The organism is Paenibacillus sp. JT22N7 (assembly GCF_059383875.1).
The window spans coordinates 249,963-275,754 of the sequence record NZ_JBXENY010000002.1 but is presented as its reverse complement, the minus strand read 5'-3'; the positions used below and the strand labels follow the sequence as shown (position 1 = coordinate 275,754).

The 25,792-nt window shown below is 48.6% G+C and carries 21 protein-coding genes and 1 CRISPR repeat array; of the genes, 1 reads left to right on the top strand and 20 read right to left on the bottom strand.

Translation table 11 applies throughout. The annotated features are described in order from the left end of the window. Positions 1 to 9 precede the first annotated feature (9 nt). The 14 genes from AC50Y5_RS05895 to AC50Y5_RS05830 all read right to left on the bottom strand — a co-directional run bounded on the left by AC50Y5_RS05895 (position 10) and on the right by AC50Y5_RS05830 (position 19,020). Positions 10 to 1,542: a type VI secretion system Vgr family protein gene (locus tag AC50Y5_RS05895; protein ID WP_056034678.1), complete on the bottom strand. Its 1,533-nt coding sequence runs from the start codon at positions 1,540 to 1,542 to the stop codon at positions 10 to 12. Positions 1,543 to 2,004: 462 nt separating this feature from the next. Next, a CRISPR array of direct repeats spans positions 2,005 to 3,924; the repeat unit is 33 nt; unit sequence GTTTCAATCCACGCACTCCGTACGGAGTGCGAC. Positions 3,925 to 4,129: 205 nt separating this feature from the next. Further along, on the bottom strand, positions 4,130 to 4,420 hold the full coding sequence (cas2, locus tag AC50Y5_RS05890; RefSeq protein ID WP_056034675.1) for a CRISPR-associated endonuclease Cas2: 291 nt from the start codon (positions 4,418 to 4,420) through the stop codon (positions 4,130 to 4,132). A gap of 10 nt (positions 4,421 to 4,430) precedes the next feature. Beyond that, positions 4,431 to 5,462, bottom strand: coding sequence for a type I-C CRISPR-associated endonuclease Cas1c (gene cas1c, locus AC50Y5_RS05885; protein WP_494859131.1), 1,032 nt, complete (start codon positions 5,460 to 5,462; stop codon positions 4,431 to 4,433). Next, positions 5,459 to 6,118, bottom strand: a complete 660-nt coding sequence (gene cas4 / locus AC50Y5_RS05880) for a CRISPR-associated protein Cas4 (protein WP_494859129.1) — start codon at positions 6,116 to 6,118, stop codon at positions 5,459 to 5,461. The genes cas1c and cas4 overlap by 4 nt, the downstream gene beginning before the upstream one ends. Continuing rightward, the gene (gene cas7c, locus AC50Y5_RS05875) at positions 6,105 to 6,971 is read right to left on the bottom strand and encodes a type I-C CRISPR-associated protein Cas7/Csd2 (RefSeq protein ID WP_056034664.1); all 867 of its coding nucleotides are present in this window, start codon (positions 6,969 to 6,971) and stop codon (positions 6,105 to 6,107) included. The genes cas4 and cas7c overlap by 14 nt, the downstream gene beginning before the upstream one ends. A 12-nt stretch (positions 6,972 to 6,983) precedes the next feature. Next, complete coding sequence (cas8c, locus tag AC50Y5_RS05870; RefSeq protein ID WP_494859126.1) at positions 6,984 to 8,930, bottom strand: type I-C CRISPR-associated protein Cas8c/Csd1; 1,947 nt, start codon at positions 8,928 to 8,930, stop codon at positions 6,984 to 6,986. After that, entirely contained in the window at positions 8,927 to 9,649 is a 723-nt protein-coding gene (cas5c, locus tag AC50Y5_RS05865; protein WP_056034657.1) for a type I-C CRISPR-associated protein Cas5c, read from the bottom strand. The genes cas8c and cas5c overlap by 4 nt, the downstream gene beginning before the upstream one ends. 491 nt (positions 9,650 to 10,140) lie before the next feature. Continuing rightward, positions 10,141 to 12,609, bottom strand: a complete 2,469-nt coding sequence (cas3, locus tag AC50Y5_RS05860; RefSeq protein WP_494859124.1) for a CRISPR-associated helicase Cas3' — start codon at positions 12,607 to 12,609, stop codon at positions 10,141 to 10,143. Positions 12,610 to 12,795: 186 nt separating this feature from the next. Next, positions 12,796 to 13,320, bottom strand: a complete 525-nt coding sequence (locus AC50Y5_RS05855; protein ID WP_494859122.1) for a DUF6933 domain-containing protein — start codon at positions 13,318 to 13,320, stop codon at positions 12,796 to 12,798. Positions 13,321 to 13,545: 225 nt separating this feature from the next. Beyond that, positions 13,546 to 14,076 carry a hypothetical protein gene (locus AC50Y5_RS05850; RefSeq protein WP_494859120.1) on the bottom strand — a complete coding sequence of 177 codons (531 nt, stop codon included), beginning with the start codon at positions 14,074 to 14,076 and terminating at the stop codon, positions 13,546 to 13,548. A 55-nt stretch (positions 14,077 to 14,131) separates the two neighbouring features. Beyond that, positions 14,132 to 14,785, bottom strand: coding sequence for a TetR/AcrR family transcriptional regulator (locus AC50Y5_RS05845; protein ID WP_494859118.1), 654 nt, complete (start codon positions 14,783 to 14,785; stop codon positions 14,132 to 14,134). Positions 14,786 to 14,978: 193 nt separating this feature from the next. Then, positions 14,979 to 15,980: a FecCD family ABC transporter permease gene (locus tag AC50Y5_RS05840; protein ID WP_494859116.1), complete on the bottom strand. Its 1,002-nt coding sequence runs from the start codon at positions 15,978 to 15,980 to the stop codon at positions 14,979 to 14,981. Next, positions 15,973 to 16,983: a FecCD family ABC transporter permease gene (locus AC50Y5_RS05835; RefSeq protein ID WP_494859114.1), complete on the bottom strand. Its 1,011-nt coding sequence runs from the start codon at positions 16,981 to 16,983 to the stop codon at positions 15,973 to 15,975. Before AC50Y5_RS05835 ends, AC50Y5_RS05840 begins: the two co-directional genes overlap by 8 nt. Before the next feature lie 72 nt (positions 16,984 to 17,055). Further along, positions 17,056 to 19,020, bottom strand: a complete 1,965-nt coding sequence (locus AC50Y5_RS05830) for an ABC transporter substrate-binding protein (RefSeq protein ID WP_494859112.1) — start codon at positions 19,018 to 19,020, stop codon at positions 17,056 to 17,058. Between the two features lie 213 nt (positions 19,021 to 19,233). On the opposite strand from AC50Y5_RS05830, the gene AC50Y5_RS05825 reads away from it, so the two are divergent. Continuing rightward, positions 19,234 to 19,461: a helix-hairpin-helix domain-containing protein gene (locus tag AC50Y5_RS05825; protein WP_235533136.1), complete on the top strand. Its 228-nt coding sequence runs from the start codon at positions 19,234 to 19,236 to the stop codon at positions 19,459 to 19,461. A 304-nt stretch (positions 19,462 to 19,765) separates the two neighbouring features. Here the strand turns inward: AC50Y5_RS05825 and AC50Y5_RS05820 are convergent, their stop codons facing one another. The 6 genes from AC50Y5_RS05820 to AC50Y5_RS05795 form a co-directional block, all read right to left on the bottom strand. After that, positions 19,766 to 20,380 (bottom strand): SMI1/KNR4 family protein, encoded by a 615-nt coding sequence (locus AC50Y5_RS05820; RefSeq protein WP_494859110.1) that lies wholly within the window; start codon positions 20,378 to 20,380, stop codon positions 19,766 to 19,768. 37 nt (positions 20,381 to 20,417) lie between these two features. Then, positions 20,418 to 20,807 (bottom strand): iron chaperone, encoded by a 390-nt coding sequence (locus tag AC50Y5_RS05815; protein ID WP_494859109.1) that lies wholly within the window; start codon positions 20,805 to 20,807, stop codon positions 20,418 to 20,420. An 816-nt stretch (positions 20,808 to 21,623) separates the two neighbouring features. Next, positions 21,624 to 22,088 carry an OsmC family protein gene (locus AC50Y5_RS05810; RefSeq protein WP_056034631.1) on the bottom strand — a complete coding sequence of 155 codons (465 nt, stop codon included), beginning with the start codon at positions 22,086 to 22,088 and terminating at the stop codon, positions 21,624 to 21,626. 48 nt (positions 22,089 to 22,136) lie between these two features. Then, the gene (locus AC50Y5_RS05805; RefSeq protein ID WP_056034628.1) at positions 22,137 to 23,168 is read right to left on the bottom strand and encodes a cysteine peptidase family C39 domain-containing protein; all 1,032 of its coding nucleotides are present in this window, start codon (positions 23,166 to 23,168) and stop codon (positions 22,137 to 22,139) included. A 267-nt stretch (positions 23,169 to 23,435) separates the two neighbouring features. Further along, positions 23,436 to 24,830, bottom strand: coding sequence for an ADP-ribosylglycohydrolase family protein (locus AC50Y5_RS05800; protein WP_494859106.1), 1,395 nt, complete (start codon positions 24,828 to 24,830; stop codon positions 23,436 to 23,438). A gap of 2 nt (positions 24,831 to 24,832) precedes the next feature. After that, positions 24,833 to 25,789, bottom strand: a complete 957-nt coding sequence (locus tag AC50Y5_RS05795; RefSeq protein WP_056034623.1) for a nucleoside hydrolase — start codon at positions 25,787 to 25,789, stop codon at positions 24,833 to 24,835. Positions 25,790 to 25,792 lie beyond the last annotated feature (3 nt).

The following is a 25,792-nucleotide window of genomic DNA, read 5'->3' as shown; positions in this document are numbered from 1 at the left end:
TGCGCCCTTCTAATTCATTTTGATTTCTTCGCCGTCAACCTTGACGAGGCTGTCGCCCAGCGTAATCGTATTCGCTTTGCCGCTCAGCTCGATTTTGCCCGCTGACAGCTGAATGTTTTTAGCCTTCATCATCATGCTGCCGCCTGCATTTATGCTAATGTTTTGATCGCTCGTAATTTGGATGCCCTGCGCATCGCTGATGACGATCGACATGCCGCCTGCCTGAATGACGATCTGATGCGGCTCCAATACAATTTCTTTTCCGTACTTCGTGCGAAAGCTTTTACGGTCCGAATTGGACATCCAATCCGAGCCGTCGTCCTCGGCCCCGCCAGAAGCGGAGGCAGCTGGCACAACAGCCCGCGAAGCTGCTGCCCCTGTTGATCCACTTGCTCCTGTTGAACCTGATGAACCGCTCGATGCTTTGGCACCAGAAGACGCTCCACGTTTGACCGAGCTGATTGCGTAGCCTTCTTCTTCCTTGCTGCTGGGAAAATAAATCCGAATGTTGTCGTTCTCTTCCGGCATGCAGTACCAGCCGGTGTTGCCCTCCGAGGCATAAATCGTGGAATAGGGGAACCAATAATCGGTATTTGGGTCCTCCTGATCATCCATATCCAGCTTGGCACGAACCGTATCCTTATTGATTTTGACGACCGTCGCTTGAATGGAAGCACCAATGATCGCTTGATTATATTCCTTCTTTTGCCGCAGACCTTTTCTGGGGAACAGCTGATAGGTGTGGGTGAGAATACTATTTTTCATACAGGATACGGCACGCCCTACAACAAGCTTTCTGGCTTTGAAAAGCACCTCGTTGCCGGGCACCAGCAGCCGTTCGCTTTCTACCTCATACACGGTGTAGTCCTGATCATCAATGCCGGGCACATCATTTTCTACTGCATATTGATACTCCGAAACCCGTTTTTTCGCGGTATAATGCTTGGCCACAAGCTTGCCCTTGTCCTGACCCTCTGGCAGTCCCAGAAAGAAGCACGGCGCGCTCATTTCAGCCGCAGCAACAAGCACCGTATAAAACCGTGAAGCGATACGCTTCAGAAACTGCCAATCCGTCTCCTCATACTGCATCACAATCGTTTGAATCGCTTGGCCTTGGCTGGCTGCATCTATACAATCCGCTTTGGAGTAATTAGAAATGACGGCGTCCACCAGCCCGATATATGTTAGCTTCGGATTTTGAAAAGAGCGCTTATTCCGCTTCACGTCGAGCAAATACGTATAGGAGACCGCTTTTACCTCGATATAATAAATGCCGCGAACCGCCTTTACCTCCACATCAAGCACAAAGCCGCTGAACAGCACTTCTTCCTTTCCCGTCCCCTTGTCCTTCAGCAGCACCTTTACCGGTGTCTGTGCCGTAGTCTGATTGACATAGCTATCCTTCTTCTCTTCATGAATTACGCCTGAAAACCTTAAATAAGCATGGTCATTGACGCTTTTGACGACTTCCAGTTCATGCAGACGGACAAGCTCATAGGAGGTCATTCGAATATCTCCATAATTCAGCACTTGGTCACCCATTCGTTTGTTTCTCCCTCTCAGATGGTAATTTGTATATGTTTAACTTTATTTTATTTCTATCATTATCGGCGCCTGATACAGGAAAGTTAATACAATTCTAGTAATTTCAATTCAAAATAGTAGGCACTAATACAGCAATATTTTATTGTAATTTTGTGTTTTATAACAAAGATTTAACTGTTTTTATAAGTAAATTTGCTTATGCCTATCTCCAAACACCAGCTAAAAGGAGCTTGAAAACAAAAAAAGCCTAACGCTAAATTCTAGCGTTAGGCCCGTGCTATCATGAAATTTTCCGCTGTCTTACTGCTAAAAATTAGGCTGTGCTACTCGAGGTCCTGCGTATTTCATATGACCTCTTAAGTTGATTTTTAATCTTACCTTGAGTCCGTGACACTTACTGTTCTTCTACAATACGGAGTGCGACTTTTTTTGAAAGGTCGCATCTACCTCTAATTCAAAATTTTAATCCATGCACTCCATACAGAGTGCGACATAGAACGTCAGTTCGCGGATTAACCTTTAGGGAGTTTCAATCCACGCACTCCGTATGGAGTGCGACGGCTGCTCCGGTTGGCTGCGGATTATCCATTCGCGTTTCAATCCACGCACTCCATACGGAGTGCGACCATGACCTTGTTAATCAACCTGACCCCGTAGACGATGTTTCAATCCACGCACTCCATACGGAGTGCGACGCGCCTGCTCCGCGCTGTCGCCCGCTTTACCGCTGTCGTTTCAATCCACGCACTCCGTACGGAGTGCGACCTTCTTTAGAGTGGCATTTGCGATTTGTGCATGTAGTTTCAATCCACGCACTCCGTACGGAGTGCGACTGGACTCCTCATTCCACCTACGCTCGCCGATAAGTTTCAATCCACGCACTCCGTACGGAGTGCGACAATATACTTCGATACGGAATCACACGTACAGGTGTTTCAATCCACGCACTCCATACGGAGTGCGACTAGTGACAGCTCACTGTGCCTATCAGCATCATGAGTTTCAATCCACGCACTCCGTACGGAGTGCGACACGAAGTTTTCATAACAGCGCCGATCCGTGTTCCAGTTTCAATCCACGCACTCCGTACGGAGTGCGACCTTACTCCGCAAACTTCGCTGCAAGCCCATTAAGGTTTCAATCCACGCACTCCGTACGGAGTGCGACTTTGTGACAAGGCTAGTGCCTTCTGAATCTTACGTTTCAATCCACGCACTCCGTACGGAGTGCGACGGAGACTTTTACAATCAGCATCGAGGGCAACACAGTTTCAATCCACGCACTCCGTACGGAGTGCGACGACACGATTCGCCGCCGCAATTTTGACTTGGATCTGTTTCAATCCACGCACTCCGTACGGAGTGCGACATCGATTTATTTATTTCAACGGCGGCATTACTCCGGTTTCAATCCACGCACTCCGTACGGAGTGCGACTATTTAGCAATCTCTTTTATGTCGTCCTCATAAGTTTCAATCCACGCACTCCGTACGGAGTGCGACAACAGGCGTTCTTAACAACACACATCAGCAATGCCGTTTCAATCCACGCACTCCGTACGGAGTGCGACCCGAACCATGGTAGTTGGTCGCAGCCCATAAGGGTTTCAATCCACGCACTCCGTACGGAGTGCGACTATTGTTCTAGGTAAAGACATGACTCAAGTTGTGGTTTCAATCCACGCACTCCGTACGGAGTGCGACAAGCGTTGGAAAATGGAGAAAATATCGATTTGGAAGTTTCAATCCACGCACTCCGTACGGAGTGCGACGCCGTCCTTTGGCTGGGGCGGCTTCTGATTTGGAAAGTTTCAATCCACGCACTCCGTACGGAGTGCGACGATAAGGGAGCTTAAGGCCTCCATTGTAGAGGTGTTTCAATCCACGCACTCCGTACGGAGTGCGACACCGTTACAACTTTGTTGACTTCAGGAACAGTGATGTTTCAATCCACGCACTCCGTACGGAGTGCGACAAAGAAGACAGTCGGCCAGCATAGCCACTTCAAAGTTTCAATCCACGCACTCCGTACGGAGTGCGACATGAAGAGTCTTGGATTACAAGGGTTTGTATTTGTTTCAATCCACGCACTCCGTACGGAGTGCGACGAAAACGTTTCTTGTACAGGGGTCACAGTAATATTTGTTTCAATCCACGCACTCCGTACGGAGTGCGACTACCACGTCCGCTGTTTTGACGGTTGTAAGTAGCAGTTTCAATCCACGCACTCCGTACGGAGTGCGACAACAACGATGTTGCCCTTTTTAGGAGCATTAAATCGTTTCAATCCACGCACTCCGTACGGAGTGCGACAATACCAAAAGTTATAACCTTCAGGCATCCTTAGGTTTCAATCCACGCACTCCGTACGGAGTGCGACAGCGAAAATACAAGTGATTGATCCCATCATGGCATCAATCACCCCATTTTTCAATAAATATAATACCAAAAAAATCTGAGTCAAACCTTGACTTTTCTTGAAGTAACTCAAATTCGACAAATTACTACAAATTCTGAGGTGCGAATCCCCTAGGGTTTTTATGTGAGCTTCACATTCGCACCAAGAATCCGCAAAAAAAATTTGCCTATAGAATGAGCGGAGCCTCCATATCATAGGCTTCTTTTGCCCCAATATGCTCCACCTTGCTTTTATGATTGTCACCCAAATTGTAAAAGCGCAGGCTATCCGTCTGCTTATCGATCAACTCCTCCAACTCATACTTCAATTGGCGGAATTTTGTCGCATCCACAATACATTCAAATACAGAGTTTTGTACCCTTTGACCGTAATTCAGACAGGTTTTCGCCACTCGCGAGAGCCTTCTACGCCCTTCCTTGCTTGATGTACTCACATCATACGTAATTAACACAAGCATACAATCTCACCTACTTCCAGAAAAATGGCGGGTATTCGTCCAAATCACCACGAATATGCCTCGCAAGCAATAAGGCCTGAGCGTAAGGAACGAGTCCCCAGGCCATCTTTTCGTTCAAATAGGGATGCATAATCTTCTCTTGCTTGCGTTCCTGCCACGCCTTGAGCACTGCTTTCCTCGTGTCATCGTCCATGATGACGGCTCCATTTTCTTTTTTCACGAAGCCGCTGCCGTTAACGACCTTCTTGTTGATCAGGTAGAGCACCATTCGGTCAGCATATACGCTCCGCAGTTCCTCCATCATATCCAGCGCAAGCGAGGCTCGCCCCGGACGGTCCCGATGCAGAAAGCCGACGTAAGCATCCAGTCCCACGGACTCCAGCGCGGCTGTCACATCTTTTGCAAGCAGCGAGTAAGTAAAAGAAAGCAACGCATTGACATTATCCAGCGGAGGACGCTTATTTCGCCCATGGAAAAAGAACTGCTCCTTTTGCTGCAAAATCAACTGGTCAAATACCGAGTTGTATTGCACAGCAGCCGTTCCTTCCAATCCACGCAAAATATCCAGCTGCTCCACGCCACGAATAAGCTTCATAGATTCCGATAGCGAAGCACTGACCTGCTTCATTCGCTCGGTATCCAAACGAAGAGCATGATCCCGCAAGGCACGCTCAACCACCCACTTGCTGTTATAAACTTTGCCCAAAATCATATTTCTGGAAAAAATAGCGCTTCGGCGCTCATCATCGGAAATGCGATATTGCTCTTTGCGGAGCACAACGTTCCCTTTATCCTCACCGACGACCCGTGCCAAAAAACGCCCATTGCGGGTCATAAAGGTCAGTCCGATGTTATTTTCTGCGCATTTCCCCATAAGAGCTGGGCTGACTCCCGCATAACCGAAGGTACAGACTCCCTCTAAATTATGCAGCGGATAGCGTCCGGCAATTTCGTCGTCACGCTTAATAACAATATTTTCGCCATCGAGTGATAAATACGTATCTGGCATCGTCACAAACAGCGTGTTCAGCAGCTTTTTCATTCGTATGACCTGCTTTCGATAAAGCTTGAAACGGGTTTTCGCTCCAGCATTTCCGGCAAACAAACGATATTCAAAGAGCAGCTCTGACAATGCGGCCCCGTCTTCGCCTTCGGCGTATGGTTCCGCTCATAGTAGTGGCGCATCTCGTCCAGACTTTGCTTGACCCTCTCTTTGTCGCCTTCAGTGACCGGCACCTCAACCCGATGCTTGATTTCATCATAATAGAGATAGCCCATTGACAGCTCGCACATTAGCATCTCTTCCAGACAAATGAGCTGGGCTACTAGTTGCGAGCGGTCGGAATCATTCCGCTTCGGCTTGCCGCGTTTGTATTCCACAGGGTACGGAAGGTATAAGCCTTCCTCTCCCGCCAGTGGAACACCTGAGCTATCTCGAACGAACTCAACTACATCGCATATGCCGGAAATACCCAGCCTCCGTGATTGTACGGGAAGCGCGCGGACAATCAGCTTGTCCCCACGCTTCTCCCGCAGCATCGGCTGGTCGGCTTTGCGGTGCAAATGCGCACCTTCAACGGTACGTACATTCTCTTCCCATTGCTGCTCAATATGGATAAGCGCCCATTGCCTCCGGCAAAAGTTGAAATGCTGAATGCCAGAAAGCATTAAAAAATCTTCTTCGTTATTGTCCCACATATCTTTGAGGCTCCAAGCCCTCAAGCGGCTGAATCGTCCAAGTATAGTCGTCGATCGACTTTCCTTCGACTACTCCTTCTTTCAGTTGAATTTCCAAGGAGCGATGTACCTTCGCTGAGGAGTATTGTCCAAGCTTGGACTGGTGCTTCCACCAGAAAAGATTATGAACTTCCATACTGCCGTCCGGGCGCGCGGATGAGGTGTCATTTTCAAAAAGAGAAATAAGTGCTTGTCTAATCTTCTCCGCATCGTCCTTAGTGAAGCCCGTTTTCTCCGCCAATTGTGTATTGATGCTGCCGTAGATGACGTAGACGCCAAAATCCACTCTATGCTTCATCCCCATAGTGTCCGAACCCTTCTTGTTCGGGTCCTTGCCCGTCACCGAATTGACGCTTTTCGTAATTTGCATGCTGGAAATAGAGATTGGCTCAACGCTGACAGCAGTATGAATAGATACTGGGCCACGAATACCAACAGAAACATCGGTACCGCTAAAAGCAAACACCTGCCCGAAGCTCCGCACATCAATCCATGCCTTGCAGGCTGCCTGCGCGTAAAGCTCATTGTTTTGTTTTTTACCCTTGGCATACTCCTGAATATCCGCATTCGCATCTACACGGTCTTTAATGCTACGATGCCCGTCGTCACGGCGCTCATCCGACTGTACGAGAATCGATTCACCCATGTCCTGCAGCCTGTTACGTATTTTGCGCTTTAGGCACACATCAGAAATCTCGCCATTCCCTTCATATGTTTGTCTTGGACGATTGCCATTCAAGGGATCGCCATTCGGATTGGCATTTCGGACGGATAAAATAACGGCAAAATCAATTTTATGGTCAAGTACGCTCATTTAAATCTCTCCCTATTCGTTAGTCTCGTGATCATTTTCCAGCTCAGAATCATCTGCCTGCTCGCCATCCTGCCCATTCCCGGCTTCGCTTTCCTTGTTCTTCTTGCTCGTATATAAATCGTGACGCTGGCTATAAAATCCGAGCAAATACAGTCCGCTAAGCGGGCTATCTGTAAACTCCTCCGGCTTTAGCTTCGCTCCAACCTCATCCAGCAAGCTGTTGAGATACCATGCGTCCGTTCCCATCCGTGCCTGATAAGGCTGAAGATTCGACTGAATGACACTCCATGTGCGACCCGGGCGCTGGGCAAACGTATTCATATACCGCACCGCATTTGTAGCCCGCTTCTCCTCCCTGCCTAGCGCTCTGCGCTCCAATACATCGGCAATAGCAAGCAATCTTCCAAACAAGTAGCTCCGGTCGTCCAATTCTTTGTTTAGGCTCACTTGAAAGCTCCTCTCCTCATTCGTTTTATTGACCAACGCGCAGGCGATGCTCAGCGTCTTCTCCCACTCCCACATGTCCATCCCTACAGGATTGGACGCACGGCTAATGGCGCTGCGCACAATATCTATTGGAATGGGGCGTCCGTCTACGATACAGGGCAGCATCCGCTCCAGCAGTCCTTTGACAACCTTATCGCTCGCCCGTGGTCCATAAGCAGCAAAAGCAATATCGCGCGTAGCCGGAGCGCCGGTAAAAGCAACGTACTTGTTCTGCGCATTTTTCTTGTACTGATGCCGCCAGAAGCAGGATTCATGCCATTTCAGCAATCTGTCCATAAACAGCTCCTTGTTCAAATCTCGGTAATACACAATAGACAACCGCCCTGGCGTTGCGGCATCCAGAATCATAATAAGGACATTGGATTTATAGTCACCATCATAGCGGTAGCCGCCCAGCGCCTTCCGCACTTCATTCGCGTATTCCTTGTGAGCCGCATCTCCAGCCGCTTCTTCCTCGTCTTCCTCATTCAGATAACTGAATATATCACCCAGCGGATCTGGCATTTCAAGCCGCTCAGGCCCCCAGACGAGAAAAACTCTTCCATCCAGATGAAAGGACTGCCGCTCAATGAGCCATTTCAATGCATTATGTGCCTTTTGCGAAACCTCATAGCTGACGGAGGCCGCATCATGGCTTGTACGAAAACGTCCGCGAAACGTGAAACCGCTCGTATCATTGGCTGAAATCAGCTTCGTTTTATCCCCCGAATTACGGATACGTGAAGCATGCTTGTCTGCATAAGGGAGCTGCTTTCCCGTCACATAACATAAGTCCGTCTCCGCCAGCTGCTGGTCATAAAATTGGATAAAAGCTTGCTGAACCGCACGATCTCGCCAAAGCCTCGGCTCGGTATCTCCCGGAATCTGCACCGCAAACCTTACGAAAGCGGAGCTTTGCTCAGAGGCAATAACTTTAAAAATATCCGGCTTCTCTTTGCCGCTCTCTTCCATATCCGAGCTCCACTTGTCAAGCAGCTTGCCTCCAGCATTAACATGCAGCACTTCATATTCAACTAAATCTGCTATCAGCGTCCCTTTTTCCAAATACCGATAGACGCTCTCCACCTTCCGATGGGTATAAGGAGATGTACACCAAGTACGAAGTTGCTCCATATAGTCTGCATGTGGCGTACCTTTCACTTCACCTACATAACTTGCATAGTCGCCCGCAACGTACACCAGCTTATCGAACAGCGGATACGGAACAGGTGCGCTTGTCCGGCTGGCAGCGGCCTCTGTGCAAGGGATAATCGTACTTGCTTCTTCCTTGACAATGACTTCGGCTTTCAAAAATTCTCCCTGCCCATTCAGGATCACCTCAATATGGGCGCTCTGAGTCGTATGCGAGATCGGAATGAGGGCATATTCGCGCCCATTCCTTTTCTTCTCAAACTGCCCAATAGACTCCGCATGATTGTCATACGTCCTGCTCAAATTAGCGAGCCAGCTCATGTCCTCTCCTCCCCTGCAAACAGCTGTTCATGCAGCGAGTCTACCGACTCCATATTTTCAGGACCGAATGCCTTGACCTCGCCTTCTCCCGTCTTGCGGGTCAACGTACAATCTTCTGGCCGAATGAATGATATGACGCCATTATACATTTTGGCTCGCCACAGCCGCGTTTCTCGTTCCTCCCTGCCCGTTTCGTCAGGATAGCTGATGCCATGCACCATATTGCCGAAATCCATTTCCGGCACGTCATCATAGAAGCCTGTTCCTTCTTCAAAAGCGCAAGGCTCTACATAACCCTGACATTCACGCGTCCCGAGAAAAATATCCCTGCGCCCCCCTGCCTGAACCGAGCGTTTGGCTATGTTGTGATGCTTATGCTCATTGCGGTCATAGACAAGGTCTTCCCGATAAGGATTAAATTCAAAATGAGCGCGAACCTTATAGCTCACATCCTTCAGGTAGGTATAATAGGCAAGCGTATTCCCGCCATTATATTCAATCGGACGCATGCCCTTGGACTCCGTCTGAATGACGTTCATGATACGAACCTCATCGATATACCAGATCAACGTCGGTTTCCAGTAAACAGATTCGACAATCCCTTTCAGCGCTTGATAAGTCGGCACCTGATAGCTGAACTTCTCTCCCCCGATTTTGGTCAACGGGTCTGTAAACAGCGCGTAGCTACCAAATACCTCAAACTCGATTTGATTACGCATGGTTGTCCTCCTTTCCAGTGGTTATATAAACTAAACTCTATTAATATCAAAACGGGCGCTGGAAGATGAAAAATTCGAAGTATCGCAGATTTGATTGCCACACGCTGTTTTTGTTTTCAGCGCCCGTTTTCATCAAAAAAAGTATATAACCAAATATTATTTCTTAATTTTTTCGAAGAATTTCACTCACTTGTTGAGCAAAATCAAGCTCCATCTGTTTTATCTTGTAAGCTTGTCGTCTTATGATCTTATTTGCACTTACAAGTTTTTTCTGGAGTTTTCTATTCTTCTTTAAGAGCTTGCTATAAATCATTTCACAATCCTCACAACATGCCTTAATTTTAAAAGAATGCTTGAAACAACTATACATTTCCTTACTTAAATAAATGATTTCAAATCCAATACAATTTTTTTAATTGTCGCTGAAAAGCGTGGATTGAAATTTATGATTTTGCATTTGAAAACCCGCCCTTAGGTGGGTTTTTCTCTTTTCACCCAAAAATCGCTAACGACATTTCTCCATCGCCATCTGTCTCCACACCAAACTGCTTAGAATAAGCCGTTTCACTTAAAGCCAGCACCTCGCCATGCAGAAGGGGCTGAATATCACCATTTTTATCAAGCTTCCTAAACTCAAGCTCATAAATGTTGACGACATACGGCTGAAGCTTACGCAGCAGCACGCCAAGCTCACCTGCCTTCAGATCGCCGTTCAAGTCAAGAATCAGCTCTCTCGCTTCCTCGTTATAAGGAACGAGTACCGTTCGCGCCACATTGCTAATGACTTCAAAATATTGCTCCGCCGTAGCCAACGCCGAAAAGCTGGTCAGCTCAGGAGCTTTACCGTTCTTTCCTAGGTAACCATCAGCATATCCCTTGTTTAGTTCCAGCAGCTCAAAAATATTCTGATCGAGCTTCTGTACATGGTACTGCATGTCGTCTTGTATCAGGGCATAGTAGTAGCTAAAATAAGCCTGCATCGCCGCCTTCGATAACAGCTCTCCCCCATAAAGCTTCAGATTTTCCTTCATCTCGTTCAATATGCGCTGCGTTTGCTCCGCACCGATGCTAATCTCCTTCAAATGCGTCAGTACCTCATCCGCAGACTTTATAATATAAACATTCCGAATCGCGTCCTTCCCATGCCGATTGCATCTGCCTGCTGCTTGCGCAATGGAGTCAAGACCAGCAAGGGAGCGAACAACACATTCAAAGCTGATGTCGACGCCTGCTTCAATAAGCTGCGTGCTTACGCACATGACCCGTTCCTTTTCTTCCGCAGCGAGTGCTTTTATTAGCTCTTTAAGCACGTCCTTACGATGAGCCGCGCACATATTTGTGCTGAGATGAAACAGCCTTGCATCACAGTCCCCTGAAATCTGACGCTTCTCCAGCTCAGCGAACAGCTTGCGCACAGCCGACTTCGTATTCAATATCACCAGCGTGCTGTCGATCTCATCCATCCTGTCCAGCACAAAATCCGCCAGTTCCTCCGCCTTCCAGCCGCTCGGAGTCGTTCGATCCACAACCTCCACCCGCTTAAAGCTCCGACCTACTTCATCCAGATTTTCGATCATTTCAGCATCTTCCTTCAATTGCAGGCGATGCTTCACTCCATCCAGAGCAGGCTGCGTCGCTGTACAAAGCAGCAGGCTGGAGCGCCCAAAGGCATGCAAAAAATTCAGCGCCGCATTAAACAACGATATACATTTGATTGGTACCGACTGCACCTCGTCGAAAATAATGACCGCATTTGAAAGCTGATGCAGCCTCCGTACATTCCGCGTTCCCTTCGCATAAAACGTATTCAGAAACTGGACCATCGTTGTAAAAATAATCGGGCGATCCCACGTATCTTTCGCCAGCTTGATTTTCTTGCGCCGGATATCATAGGCTTCGGCTTCCTCCACTTTTTCAGGCGGATCAGACTCCTCAATGACATTCGAATGATGCTCCAAAATCATATCGTGTTCCTGCAAAATATCCCGGATCTCCTGCGCATTCTGCTCAATAATCGTTGTATACGGCACGATATAGATAATGCGCTGCTTTCCTGTCTCTATCGCATGCTTTAGCGCGTAACGCAGGCTCGCCAGCGTCTTCCCGCCCCCTGTAGGAATGGACAGCGTGTAAATGCCTGACGGACGAAGCGCAAAAGTATCACATTGCAGCGACATTTCCCGTCTCAGGCGGTTAATCGGATGGTCGGCGTCCTCCGCTTCGTCCATTTCGTCCAGCTTTTTCATTAAAGCCTTGTAGCTTCTCTTGAAAAATGGAGCATGATCCTCAGCTGCTTCCGCTGCTTCCTCCTCTTCAAACTGCCGCGAATTGGTTCGGTCCGCGTCAATCAGGCAGCTGAAAATGTACTTGATCAGCAGCGAACAGGTGATTCTCGGCAGTTTATATTTCTGCATAACCGCTATAAGCTGTTCAAGCTCGGCTGCTGCATTGGCAAAATACGCATCCATCTCAGCCTCGGTATGCTGCTCGAAGAAAACCGCATTGGCTTGCTCATAGCCCTGCTCAATGTCTGCTTCCTTCTTTTCATCCACTCTTTTTAAGAATGGCGATGTTTTGCCCGGATCAATAAAATCCCGCAGCCCTTGATGATGGGAAATAATGCAGTTGGCGATCCATTCTGCCGCCATCTTATCCGTCTTTTTCGTGCTTTTCTTGTGGTACCTGCGATAGACCAGTCTGCCGCCTGCGGTCGAATGATCGACAGAGCCTCTTTTCGGCGCCCTCGTATCCCCATCATTCGCCGCTGCTACTGCGAGCTGGATATAATTTTTAAAAGCAGTCGTATTTTTACCTAGGTCATGAAGCCAACCAGCTAGTCCCGCCAGATGGCTTGCACCAATCTTGCCTCCAAGCTGCTCACAGCCTTCCTTTACTTCGATCAGATGCTCTTTGACCGTTTGAATTTTGCCGTCTTTCTCTCGAATATGTGCAATATACACCAAAGCGCCTCCTGAACTAGATTTAAAACACAGATTCGACAATTTCCAACATATCCCTCTATTTCCAACTAAAATTTTATAAAAATAGATAAATTACCGTCTTTTACGCACAGAAGACCACCCCTTTTGGGAGTGGTCTTCTGTTCCAGGCAAGCAAACAACAGCTTGCAAATGCACATTAAAAAGCTATAGCCACCGGCTATGTAATGCCGCCAGCATCGTTTCACCCGAATAAGCCAAGGGCAATTTCAGCATGACAAATTTATTTAAGAAACGGTTCAAATTATACAGCCCTTGAGCATCTATTTCCCCGCCAGCATCCAAGAAATCCTGCTGCATATACTTTATTACCTGTATCATTTCATTCATTTGACTAATAATGCTGCGGTCACTGGTTTTCGTAAAGAGGAAAGAATTAGCGCTTTGCATATAGCTTTCTATCACCTGCTTGTCCGCCTTATCAGCAAGCAAATTTTCAGCAATGCTCTCGATTACAAGCTCGTGGAATCGTTTAAAATCCTGCTTTTTCAAGCCATCCAGCACAAAGTTATATCTGGTCTCATTATTCATAATCAACACACATTTCCGGCGATTCAGCAAAAATAGATGGGCATGCCAGCCAAATAGCCGATCTCCCGCCGTCGGCACTTCCACAAAATCCATCATCCCAAGCTCGCTTTCAAGCTTTTTCGTACATTGCAAAGTAATCATATCCGCTCATCTCCTGCCGTCTGAAGCTAGCCGCCCTCACCATCAGAGCTTTATAATTATCCTATCAAGTTTTTCCGTTGGTGGGAAGCGCAAGCTGCTCACGCGATCATCCGCATGATTGGGACGATTATATGAAGGCTTGGGCGTACTGGCGCAAGCTTCTGCCCTAAACATCGCTATTTTTCCATACAAGCTGCTGACCGTTTCCCATCACCACCGTGCTGCCTAAAGCTCACTGTTCTCCCATTGTACAAACTGCTGCGGGTTCGACCGAATGTACGTACGTATGAGCTTCAGGCTCTGCGGTGCAATTTCATTTAAATGTGAAAATAATCGGCTGGCCGCAGCCATAAGATTATGATCCTGCTCCAAATCTTTCAAAACCGCATCGCTCCACTGCAAGCCGAGCCTCACTCTTCTCTCCTCGAAAATCGTCTTCGTCTCCTCAAGCAAGCGCAGCATGGAGCTGTCGCCAAAAAATTGCAGCCCGCTGGTCACACCTGACCAATAACCCGGTTCGGCAAGCAGTTGAGAAACCCATCCATAATATTCGCTGACCGAGTTTTTGGCATGATCGTAAAACACTCGGAACATGCATAACGCCCGCTGGCTCTCATTGAGCCCAACCATCGCCTCGGTTTTCGCCTGTCTATCCTTACCGCGAATTTCCAGAAGAATGTGCTTGCTGCAAGCCCAGCCAAGCCTTTCATCATTTAAGGTATCAAAATCCTGTTTGCTCATTACGGCTAACGCCATCTAATTACCACTCCTTTTTAGACTATCATAAGTGTCAATGAAAAAAGTAAAAAAATCAGCTTGGTTTAATAACCGCCAAGGCCGATTCAATAACTTGCTCAAGCACCATTTCTAGCTGCTTTAGCACTTCTGACTGCGCAGCCCCTTGCGTTACGAGCTCCTGCTGCCGCTTTTCTAAATAGCTCATTCCCTGTGATATCGCACCCCAAAACTGCATGGCCAGAAGGCTGGCATTGCCAGAGCGAATGGTTTGTTCACTAATGCCCCTCACAATGGCCTGCTCCATAGGCTGCATGAAGCTTTTCACCCATTCGAACGGGGAAAAGGATTCGGCGGGAAATATATATGACACATCCATACTAATCCGCATATAAAAATGCGAGACAGCAGGCTCTTCCAAAACTTGCTTGCACACGATTCGAGCGTACCCTTCAAACAAATCAAATGCTGAACCCGCTTGCCCGAAATGAGACTTCGTAAACTGCTCCGTCCTGTCCATCATGTGCGTGTAAAGCTTTTGAAACAAGTTCTGCTTATTTTTAAAATAATGGTACACCAGACCGCGCGCCAAGCCAGCCCGTTCAGCAATTTCACCGATTTCGGAGGCGGCGTAACCTTTCTCCGCATACACAACGATGGCAGCCTGCAAAATTTCTCGCGACCGCTGCTTGCGAATTTCTTCATTTTGTTCTTTCGTACGTGGCGACATCACGAACTCCTCTTTTTCAATTGACATTCATGTCAATCAAAATGGTACAGATAAACCCTTGCATTGTCAATAGCTGGTTAAGCTGATATAAAAAACGCCAAATGCCCACTATAGTAATAGCAGAGAGGCATTTGACGCTTTACTAGATTAGCGGACTCTGCGCCCGCAAAATGATTAGCTATCATTCACAATCCTAAACACCAGCCTTGCGTTTAAACAGCAAATACATAAAAAACGGAGCCCCGACTCCTGCCGTAAACACACCAGCGGGAATATCCAGCGGCATAAACAGCATTCGCCCTGCTAAATCGGCAAGCAGCAAAACAATTGCGCCCAATAGCGCAGACACCGGGATGATCATTGTATACGAATGGCCTGCTACCCTTCTAGCCATATGAGGCGCAAGCAGCCCGATAAAAGAAATCGTTCCGGCAATGCCGACGGCCGCTCCGGCAAGGGCCACACTAAAGAACAGCAGCAGCAAGCGGCTTAGCTGAAGCCGGCTTCCCAAGCCGCGCGCGACGTCCTCGCCTAACGACTGCACATTCAATTCCTTGGAAAAAAGCAGCGCCAATGGAATAAATACAACGACCCACGGCCACAGCGCTTTAATATACGACCAGTTCGTGCCGTAAATGCTGCCCGTCATCCAGTTCAGCACCTGCGCCGCCAAATAAGCAGGACCGCTTATGAGCAGAAACATCGTAAGGGCGCTCATCGCCGTGGATATGCCAATGCCGATCAGCACGAGCCGCAGCGTGGAGACGCCTTTTTTCCAGGCCAAGCCGTAGTTGAGCGCCGCTGCGACAAAAGCGCCAAAAATCGCAATGACCGGAACGAAGTGGATGCTGTAGCCGGTGAACAAGGTCATAAAACCAACGACCGCGACAGACGCGCCGCCCGTTACGCCAAGCAAATCCGGCGATGCCAGCGAATTGCGGATGACGCCTTGCAGCAAGGAGCCTGCTACCGCTAATGCTGCGCCAATGAGCAAGGCGGCTATGATCCGTGGCAAACGGAACTGCATAATAATTAAATCACTGTCCTCCGTATTGCGGCCCAGCAGCGACAGCAGCACTTCTTTAACCGGAATAGCGACGCTCCCCATAGCTAAGCATAAAATACTTAAACCAACGAGCCCGATGCTTAACGTAAGCAGGATTGAAATATTTTTCCCTGTGCGCTGCTTAGGCATATTTCTTCCTCCTCGCCACATGAATCAGGAACGGCACGCCAATAAGCGCCGTTGCAACGCCTACTGGAACCTCCTTCGGCAGGAGCACGAATCGGGACAGCAGATCGGCCGCCACCAGCAGCAAAGCCCCTGCCACTGCGCAGTAGGGCAGCAGCCAGCGGTGATCATTTCCGACCAGCGCCCGGCATAAATGAGGAATAACGAGCCCGATGAAAGCAATCGGCCCCGCGGCAGAAACGGCACTTCCCGCAAGCAGCACGACAGCTGCCGTACATAGAAGGCGGATTAGCATGAGACGCTGCCCCAGTCCCTTCGCATTTTCGTCTCCGAGTGCCATCACATTCAAGGAGCCCGAGAGCAGGAACGCGAGCAGCAGCCCGGCGATTATGTACGGCAGTACCATCACGAGATGGTTCAGCTCTCTCCCTGACACGGAGCCGATCATCCAGAACAACGCCGATTCGAGCGACTGCTTATTGATTAAAATAAGGCCAGAGGTAACCGAGCTCGCAAATGCCGCTACACAAGCTCCTGCCAAGGTGAGCCGAATCGGCTCAAAGCCTCCTCTTCCCTGCATGCCAAGCGCATAGACGAACACGGCCGTGACCGCCGCCCCCGTAAAAGCAAGCCCAATCATATGACTCATCGTCAGCGACGAGCCGAATAAGGCCAGCCCTACGACAATAAACAGCACCGCACCGGAATTAATGCCGAAAATCGACGGCGATGCAAGCGGGTTGCGCGTCAGCACCTGCATAATGGCGCCGGCCACCGCCAGACTCGCTCCTACGACAGCCGCAATAAGCGCTCGGGGCATGCGGGTATGGGTCAAAATCAGATGCTCATTCGAGCCATCGAACTGGCTGTAGGCGAGCCACAAATCTTTTAAGCCAAATTGCTGGAGCCCGAACAATACGCTCGCAAGCATGCAAATAAACAGAATCACAACTCCCGCTGCGAGTACGACAAGCTTGCTGCCTGGTCTCTCCATCCACTTAGACATCCCTTCTCCTCCCAATAAAAGAAGCCGACGCCAATAAAAATGACGTCAGCCTGCACATTTATTTCAGTCTCTTTATTGAATGTCGAAATATTTAACAATTTCATCCAGCAGCAGATTGGCCGCCTTGTAGCCTCCGGCTGTATTCCAAATCGCCTCATCTACTTGAACGACTTTGTTATTTTTCGCTACGTCAAGGTTTTTGAACAGCGGATCATTCATCCATTCTTCCACTACTTTAGCCGCATCCGTCTTTCCTGCCGCTTCTGTTACAAAGTAGAACAATACGTCCCCGTCCATCTTAGGAATGCTTTCTTTGGACATCACTTCAATAAAGGAATCCACATCCTGTGATTCTGGACGAGCAAAGCCTAGCTGATCTAAAAGCACACCGGAGAACGTCTGCTTCTGATAAATACGTACTTGGGAAGCCGAGAAGCGGGCCACGGATACTTTTGTTGCCGCTTTATCGCCAATTTTCGCTTTTACCTCCGCGACGCGCTTATCGAAATCCGCCATCGCTTTGTCGCCTTCATCCTGTTTATTCACCGCTTGCATATACAGCTTGAAGTTAATTTTCCAATCGCCAGCCAGATCCTCGGCAAATACAGTTGGTGCAATCTGGTTCAGCTGCTCATAAATTTTCTCCTGCCGCACCTTGTTGCCAATAATTAAATCCGGCTTCAGGCTGGCAATCAGCTCAATGTTCGGCTGCAATTCGTCGCCTACAACCGTCACATCCACCATTTCATCTTTAATATGCTCGTACCATGGGTCACCAACCCATGATTGAACCGCGCCAACTGGCTTAATGCCTACCGCAAGCAGCGCCTCTGTTCCTTCATTCGTCAAAATGACGACGCGCTCCGGCGTCCCTGTCAAAGTCACTTCGCCCATCGCATGCTTGATGACGCGGGAAGCGTCCGCTGTAGCCGTATCGGTAGCGGCTGGCGAAGCAGCTGCCGCATTGCTGCTTGGCGATGCGGAGCTTGGATTCGTCGTCGCGTTCGTGCTTGGTGTACCTGCTCCGCAGGCGCTAAGCAGCAGTGTGAAGCAAATAAGCACAGCTGCCATCATTGATATTCTTGACTCTCTGTACATAAATAAAGGCCCCTCTTCCTTATAGTGAGAATGATTTTCACAACCATACTCACTATACCGTTTGAGCCTTCGCGGGACAAGGGCATATCTTGAACCGGGTACAGGATTATTTTGAACCTTCGCTTTGTATTGCCCCAGCGACATGCCGGTATGTTTTTTGAATAGGCGATTAAAATAGCTGTCATCCGGAAAGCCGACGCTTTCGGCAATTTCCTGCAGCGTCGCCTCCGTTCCAAGCAGAAGCTCCTTCGCTTTGCTGATGCGCAGCGCAATTAAATAGTCGATTGGGCTTTGTCCAATCGTCTGCTTGAACTTGCGGGACAAATAGCTGACGCTGCAATCCAGCAGCTCGGCAAGCTCGCCGAGCGCAATACGCTTCGCGTAATGCTCCTGCATGTAGCGAATGGCTTGCGAGACGTAGTCCGCTTTTTGCACATGAATATCTTGAATGGATAGCTGCTGAAATAATTCATGAATGAATTGGTAGAACATCGTCTTAATATATAGTTGATCCAGCACGTTCGGATGCTGCCATTCCCGCTCCATGCGCTGGATTTTATCGAGCAAAGCAATAGGCTGGCGGGAAACAAAGCTATATTGCAGTTGAAACGGATTATGCTGCTCCATTAACTGAACCAGTTCCTGACGGCTCGGCAGTGGCAACACCGCTTTGTACAAAATCAGGTAATATTCCAACCCATCATCCGGCACAATGTCCAGACACATGCCCTTCCCGCCATGCAGCATATGAAAACGCTCCACCAGCACCGTCTTGCCATCCAGCCGCACTTCAGCATGACCACGAGTCGTATACAAAAAAGCGCTCGCCGGCAGTCGATAAGAACGCAGCTCCTCCCCTCGCTCCATAATCGTATGCCGCACGTCCATCACGCGGATGGAGGCTTGGTTCCACAGCAATATATGCTCACTCTGATTCAAAGTGCCCTATCCTTCCTTTCCTCATGCTGCTAATATGCACCCATGTCGATCCCCATCGATTGTTCTTGTCCTCCTATTATAAGTGATAATAATTCTCACACACAATGGTTGATGTGAAATCATGCGAAGTGTCTATCGGAAGGAAGGAAATAATAAAGGCTTTCCCGAATGATAAGTATCAAGGAAAGCCTACATTTAGAAGGAGGGATGAACGTGGATGCATCTAATCAGAAGCCTGATCAAGACCAGGCGGGCGATTTGCCCAATGTCGGAAAGCCAGCAACACGCGCGCTCACCGCTGCCGGATACGTGCAGCTGGAGCAATTCACAAAACTCACCGAGGCGGAGGTGCTGAAGCTGCACGGGGTCGGGCCTAAAGCAATAAGGATCATCCGGGAAGCGCTCGCTGCCAACGGACAATCCTTCGCTGAACAAGCGTAAACGGCTGTCGCCGTCCTCTGGCGGTAAAGCTAACGTTTCGCGGTGAAAAATAAGCGGAGTATAAGAGGGAAACTTATACTCCGCTTATTTTTTAAAAACTAATAGCTGCTGTTACAAAAAGGTTATGAACGCTCGTCGATTAGCTTCTCTAGAAACTGGGCGAACGATTGCGCATACACTTCGACATCCCCACCGTGGTAGTCCTCGCGCATGACCTCGCCCTCATTTTCTTCGTCCCAAGCCGTCCTATCAAAAAAATAAGCTTCTGCATGCAAACCATTTTATCGCAGAAGTCTGCTCCAGTTTAATTTTCAGGGATGGGTACGTGATTCCCCTCTTCATCTTCATCGTCTGTCTCATCTATCGAGTCTATCGCATCTACATCGTCTGACTCGTCTGTCGAGCCTATCTCATCTACATCGTCCGTCTCGTCTGTCTCGTCTATCGCGAGCTTCAAAGCTGCATGAAACATCTCGAAATTTTCGCACAAAACGGATAGATTACCTTCGATCATCTCTTCAACCGTTGTATTCTCGCTTTGCGCCTCCGATTCCGCATCCTCTAAACAAAGAGCCATTTCATGATCGATATATAGAAGGCTAGGGCTCTCATTCGACTCGCGATAATCAAAAATAAGCCAGTCTCCGCTGCTGATGCTCCATGCGAAAGGAATTAATTTGCGCGGCTGAAGGACAACCTCGGCTATCGCTTCGAGATTTTCAGCATAGGAAGCATCCAGCTTAATAAACCGAATGCCCCAAGCGGTATAGCCGTTAAAATCGACGAGGTCGTATTCTGTATTAGGATTAGCGGACTGCAACTCATCCGTCGTCATAAATGCCTTATACGCTGCTGGAAAAGCAAGCTGTAGCGATTGTTCAATGTCATGAATGTCCGATAGCTGCTGAGAAATATCCATCTCGTTAATTGCTCACTCCTTATCGGCGTTATGCCTTTTATTTTTTCTTGTTCAACTTTTCTTGTGCTTTTTTCGTATTTTCAGCCACTCTAAATGCGACAATTCTGCTGATCAATTCATAAGGCAGCGGCTTGTCCAGCGGAAACTGAACCGAGCCCTTTGCCCCTTTATAAACGGACAATTCCTCTTTGAAGGCTGCAATGCCTCTTGGAGCGGGATAAAATCCGATATGCTTTTTAAACGCCGCAAAATGTACCAAGTTGCCATGCAGCTCAAATGTCGGCATCTGGTAGCTGATTTTCTCCGTCGCTTCCGGCGCTGCCTCTTTAATGACCTTCCGCATCGCCTGCAGCAGCTCTTGGATTTCTTGCGGGAAGCCGGCGATATATTCGTCGATCGTTTCAAACGTCGTTTGGTTGCCGTCCATCATTAAGCTCCTTTCCATTCATTCAAAAATCAGTTCCATAAATTAGACATAATTAAAGTAAATACAATAACACCAAACCTAATAGCGCCCCAGGCTGTATGATTGATTATAAGTGTAATATAGACAACGAAAAAAGCGATTGTACTCACATCTTCTTCAAATTACAAGGAAAGCATTGAAGGGCTCCATTTGTTGTTTCAATGAATATACGTATACTATTGATTATACTATTAAAGTCATATTTTTCATCAGCAATTAGACCTTAAACAAAGACATGAGGTAGATTCATGCTCTTCGCTTCAGGTGTTTACTCCCTGCACAAAGACAGGTCTGGCGGACACAGCAGCCGCTATTTCAGCAGAATCACGGTTATGGCACAGGCTGCGGACTCAGGAGCAGCTAATGCGCAGCTATTAGCCATTTTCACGGGTTGAGGAGGTCAATAGCGGATTTCCTGTCCGCATGCGGCCAGAAATCGGAGCAAAAGCCAGAATAGCGGAATCTGAGTCCTTCAAAAAAAGGAGAGTGCTTTCAGAGCTGCGTGCTCTCAGCCACAGTACTCCAACAACAGCACGCACAGCAAACGTACTTCCAGAAACAGTACTCTCAGCAACCGTACTGCCAGCCACAGTGTTTCCAGCCGCTATCGCATACTGCGTTTCACAAACCTAGAGTCATCAGACGAGATTGGTTTGAAATAAGCTGTAGGCAAGCAGCAGCGAGTGGCTCCGACTTGCACACACAACCTAGATAAGGCCCGTCATCTCCTAAGAGACCACGGGCCTTATATTTTTTTACAATAATAGTGCAAACAGCCTACAGCGCAGCTGTCTCTGTATTTTCAATAATAATCTGCTCTAATTTCATCTGAACCGGGTTGGCAAGAGTATCCCCCACTGGGCATTTGCTCTCCAAAAATTGAACGAAGGCATCTACCTTTTCCTTGGGCGAATCTGTTTTGATCTTGAACGTATAGCGAATGTCGGAATAGCCCGGACGAACCTCGCTTTTATTGAAAAATCCATCGAGATCCAAATCGCCTTCAACCTCAACCTGGAAATCGTCAAGCTTCACATCAAACTTAGGGGCATACACCCGGGCCACAATAGACTGGCATGCGCCTAATGAGGCAAGCAGCGCTTCCACAGGATTCATCCCCGTATCTGTCCCGCCAAGGCTCTTCGGCTCATCAATGATCAATTCGAACTGTCTCGCTGTCGCTTTCACTTTAACCCCATCCTGTAAATGCGCTGTTGCCTTAAACGTTTGTACATTAGCCATCATTAACGCTCCTTATGAATCATATTTTATGTCCGTTCTGAACTCGCTCTAAACTCGCACCCAATCCGTTGTCGGAAAATAGCTCTTGCAAGCTAGCATTTCGTCATGCAGACGGTTAAGTACTTCTCGTTCCCGATCTTTAATCCGGTTCAGATTACTGTTTATCGAATGAAGGATGTCATTGTTATGGGTCTGTCTATATTTCATGAGGGTTACCCGTTGCAGGTTGACGTCCCGCTCGATTGGTTCATAACCAGATAACAGCGTTTCGTCCTTAATATAGCCTTGAGCCAGCATAAATTCGATTTTCGCCCGCATACACTTCTTGTGCTCCCATAAAATATGCAGCGGCCGGCCGTCGGGCGCTCGGGTTCCATCGGTTACTTTCACTAGCTCCTCCGCTATGTACTGGTACACGTCCATGCCGAAGGCAAGATTGCTCTCATTGGCAAATATGGTTTTCAGACGATTCGTGGCGCTGAGGTAGTCCTCCAGAAAATAGAGAACGGAATCCGCCGTGAACACATACTTGTGGTCGGTAGCGCGGTATAAGCAAATTCGTGTCTTATATTCTTCGTAATTGCCGTATTCGTCAAAAAAGGCTGCATTATTGAATGCGTTTTCATAATCATCATAAGAAACGGAGAAGGTCTGATATTTGCCGTCCACGAAATTGGTCACCAGATAGCTCTGCTGCTCGCTATCGTACCCGCTGATTAACAGATCATGCGTGAAATTTCTCACCCCAAAAAAGTCGCTATAGGGCATGTAATACTCGTTGATGAAAGAGAGAACATGATAGCCTTCTTCAAGACTCGTTTGAATGAAGCGGTGGATATCCGTTAAGGAAATGACGAGTGAACGGGATATCGCCTGGGTATCACGCAGCGGGCAATTATCCAACTGGTAAAAATTCACTGGACAAGCTAGCTCTACGAAATCCTTCGCGCAAAACAATTGGGTGTAATAGCTGTGCATCCACGGTTGGAAGCTCTCGGAATGTCCAATAATACCGAACAAATACGCGTGGTGCAAATAGCCATAAATAGGTGAATCAGCTAGCGGCAGATGAATTTTCATTGAAACATATCTCCCTTATTCACATTGTATAAATCACCCAATATTGGTAGAGTCGAAGCTATTATCCCACTCCTATTTAGCGCTGTCAATTGGCAAGATTCATACAACGGTATGGTTTGAACTTTCAAAAACAAAGTTAACAACCGGGATTAATATGAATTCTATCATTCCCAAGATTTCACTGTCAATATAATTTCTAATAGGCGGCCCTTTCCATAAAAAAAAGACACCGGAGGGACAACGCCCTCCAATGCCTTTTTCGCTATATTAGGAATGATTCAATTCCGCCTCCATTTTCCGAAAAACGTTATAGCTCCGCCGTGCAACCTCAGAGATCGCAATCGGATGAAAGCCGCTCAGCTCCGCATACAGCGTGTCATTCAGCGGATCAATCCATGACTTCGGCAGCGCTGCCGCGCCAAGCTTCGCACCCATAATCGAGCCAACCGTCGCGCCATTGCAATCCGTATCCATGCCGCCATAGACGGCCGTCGTCACAGCCTTCTCAAAATCATCGCCTGCATACACGAGTGCCGCCGCGACAAGCGCTGCATTATTGTTCGTGTGCACCGCATCGTAATGGCTGAACGACTTCCAGATTTGGCTCACCAGCTCGCGGTCGCTGCTTGCTTTCTCCGCAATGGAAACCGCTTTGCGCACATCATAGGCCAGTCTGCTCGTTGCCGGGATTTCGCTGAGGCCGATCTCGACAATTCGCTTGCTGTCCTTCTCAACGAAAGCAGCCGCAATCATCGCCGCAACGAACATTTCGCCATAGATGCCGTTCTTCACATGCGAGAACGATGCATCGCGCCAGCCAAGCTCCGCAGCCAGCTCCGGCTTTCCGGCTGCGCCGTAAGCGAGACCGTCCGCACGGATTTGCGCGCCAATCCACTCTCTGTAAGGGTTCATATGCATCCGCACCCGCTCTAGGCGTTCAGCCCAATCGGCAGGCTTATCCCCATTCAGATGAGAGGTCTCATGAGCAAAATTCAAATAAGACTGCGTCTCCGCTGTACAAACCTGGCTGTAGGTCAGGTTTTTGTGCCATAGCTTGCCGATGTCCCAAGAGTCGAAAGCGAGCCCTTTTTGCTCAAGCAGTAACAGCCCCAGTACCGTATAGCGGATGTCATCATCGCTCTCCATATACTGAATGGTCTCGCTTGTGCTCATGGGCGACCAATCATTCAGCCCCAGCCCATACTGCTCTTTTGCCGTCGATTCGCCCGGTGTATAACCTTTAATCGGCCAAGCGCCAGCGCCGCGAAACCACAGCTCAATATTTTCCCAGCCTGGCCGGCCGTCTTTGCCATACAAATAGTCCCAAAACTCCAGTGGCTTGCCTAGCGCACAGCCAACACTGCGTCCGAGCCAAGCACCGTAAAACTTGTCCAGCCACTGCTCTTCGGTCATATCCGCTGCCATCGTTCTTGGGCCCTCCGGGCGCAGCCTGCGGATCGACTCCAAATCGGAAGGCTCCTCATAAGGAAAATCCGCACTCACGTCTAGTGCCGACAGCTCGTTGTAAATAGCCATAAGCGCTTCGTGGCTTTCACCCGCCGCAGCCAGCTTTTCCGCAAAGCCGTCTACATTGCAGCCTTCTTCTCCGCGCTGAATGATTTCAAAACGGACAATTTCCTGAAGCTTATCCCAGCCTGCCATAATTAAGCCTGCCCTTTCCGAGCTTTGGCGTTCTCATCATGTACAGCCAGAGCGTCAAAAATCAGCTTAATAAAGGCTTCACGATCCACATCCATCAGCACCTGCACATTCGCCGTTTCATCGGTTTTTTTGCGGCGGTCTGCTACGGTCATGCCTCTCGTCACCCTGCCGTCCGTCTCAATCGAGACGTAATAGCTTTCACTTTGGAACAGCTCTGGTCGAAGCAGCCAAGCGATTGCGCACGGATCATGCAGCGAGCTGCCCTCAAAGCCCAGCTTGCGGCTGTAGATGGAATAAAAGTCGAGCAGCTCGCCCACCATATGCGAAACCTCGCCGCGCTGCTTCAGCGCATCAATATCCTCTTGATAAATAGCCGCCTTATCGGTCACATCCAGACCGCTCATCGTAATCGGCACGCCCGATTCGAACACAATTCGTGCAGCCTCCGGGTCCACGTAAATGTTGAACTCTGCCGTTGACGTTACATTGCCGTAGCTGATGCCTCCGCCCATTAGGGAAATCTGCTCGATGTTCTCTTTTACATCAGGGAAGCCTTTGAGCAGCAGCGCAATATTCGTCAGCGGGCCGATCGGCACAAGCGTTACCTTCTGCTCCGAGGAACGGATAATTTCGACCATCAGCTCAATCGCATGTTTATTGACCGGCTTGAACCGGGAAGGCGGCAAATCTGGGCCGTCCATGCCCGAATCGCCATGCGCCTCTTCTCCGGTTACGAGCTTGCCTAGCAGTGGTCCGGGCGCGCCTTTCGCCACCGGAATATCTTTATCTATAAAGCTGAGCAGCTTCAGTGCGTTGTTCGTAATTTTCTCCAGCACCTGATTGCCGCCAACCGTCGTAATCGCCTTTACCTCCAACTGCTGTGGATTGGCAAGTGCGAGCAAAATAGCGATCGCGTCATCATGCCCGGGATCACAGTCGATAATAATCGGTCTAGCCATCGT

What these genes read in the sequence shown, in the direction of transcription:
- cas4 (WP_494859129.1), bottom strand. Translation starts at nt 6,118, where the DNA reads ATGTGGGACAATAACGAAGAAGATTTTTTAATGCTTTCTGGCATTCAG.
- cas8c (WP_494859126.1), bottom strand. Translation starts at nt 8,930, where the DNA reads ATGAGCTGGCTCGCTAATTTGAGCAGGACGTATGACAATCATGCGGAG.
- AC50Y5_RS05800 (WP_494859106.1), bottom strand. Translation starts at nt 24,830, where the DNA reads ATGGCAGGCTGGGATAAGCTTCAGGAAATTGTCCGTTTTGAAATCATT.
- AC50Y5_RS05810 (WP_056034631.1), bottom strand. Translation starts at nt 22,088, where the DNA reads ATGGCTAATGTACAAACGTTTAAGGCAACAGCGCATTTACAGGATGGG.
- AC50Y5_RS05850 (WP_494859120.1), bottom strand. Translation starts at nt 14,076, where the DNA reads ATGGCGTTAGCCGTAATGAGCAAACAGGATTTTGATACCTTAAATGAT.
- cas1c (WP_494859131.1), bottom strand. Translation starts at nt 5,462, where the DNA reads ATGAAAAAGCTGCTGAACACGCTGTTTGTGACGATGCCAGATACGTAT.
- cas2 (WP_056034675.1), bottom strand. Translation starts at nt 4,420, where the DNA reads ATGCTTGTGTTAATTACGTATGATGTGAGTACATCAAGCAAGGAAGGG.
- AC50Y5_RS05815 (WP_494859109.1), bottom strand. Translation starts at nt 20,807, where the DNA reads ATGGACGGCAACCAAACGACGTTTGAAACGATCGACGAATATATCGCC.
- cas7c (WP_056034664.1), bottom strand. Translation starts at nt 6,971, where the DNA reads ATGAGCGTACTTGACCATAAAATTGATTTTGCCGTTATTTTATCCGTC.
- AC50Y5_RS05845 (WP_494859118.1), bottom strand. Translation starts at nt 14,785, where the DNA reads ATGTCGCCACGTACGAAAGAACAAAATGAAGAAATTCGCAAGCAGCGG.
- AC50Y5_RS05835 (WP_494859114.1), bottom strand. Translation starts at nt 16,983, where the DNA reads ATGTCTAAGTGGATGGAGAGACCAGGCAGCAAGCTTGTCGTACTCGCA.
- AC50Y5_RS05895 (WP_056034678.1), bottom strand. Translation starts at nt 1,542, where the DNA reads ATGGGTGACCAAGTGCTGAATTATGGAGATATTCGAATGACCTCCTAT.
- AC50Y5_RS05840 (WP_494859116.1), bottom strand. Translation starts at nt 15,980, where the DNA reads ATGCCTAAGCAGCGCACAGGGAAAAATATTTCAATCCTGCTTACGTTA.
- AC50Y5_RS05805 (WP_056034628.1), bottom strand. Translation starts at nt 23,168, where the DNA reads ATGAAAATTCATCTGCCGCTAGCTGATTCACCTATTTATGGCTATTTG.
- cas5c (WP_056034657.1), bottom strand. Translation starts at nt 9,649, where the DNA reads ATGCGTAATCAAATCGAGTTTGAGGTATTTGGTAGCTACGCGCTGTTT.
- AC50Y5_RS05820 (WP_494859110.1), bottom strand. Translation starts at nt 20,380, where the DNA reads ATGGATATTTCTCAGCAGCTATCGGACATTCATGACATTGAACAATCG.
- AC50Y5_RS05855 (WP_494859122.1), bottom strand. Translation starts at nt 13,320, where the DNA reads ATGATTACTTTGCAATGTACGAAAAAGCTTGAAAGCGAGCTTGGGATG.
- AC50Y5_RS05795 (WP_056034623.1), bottom strand. Translation starts at nt 25,789, where the DNA reads ATGGCTAGACCGATTATTATCGACTGTGATCCCGGGCATGATGACGCG.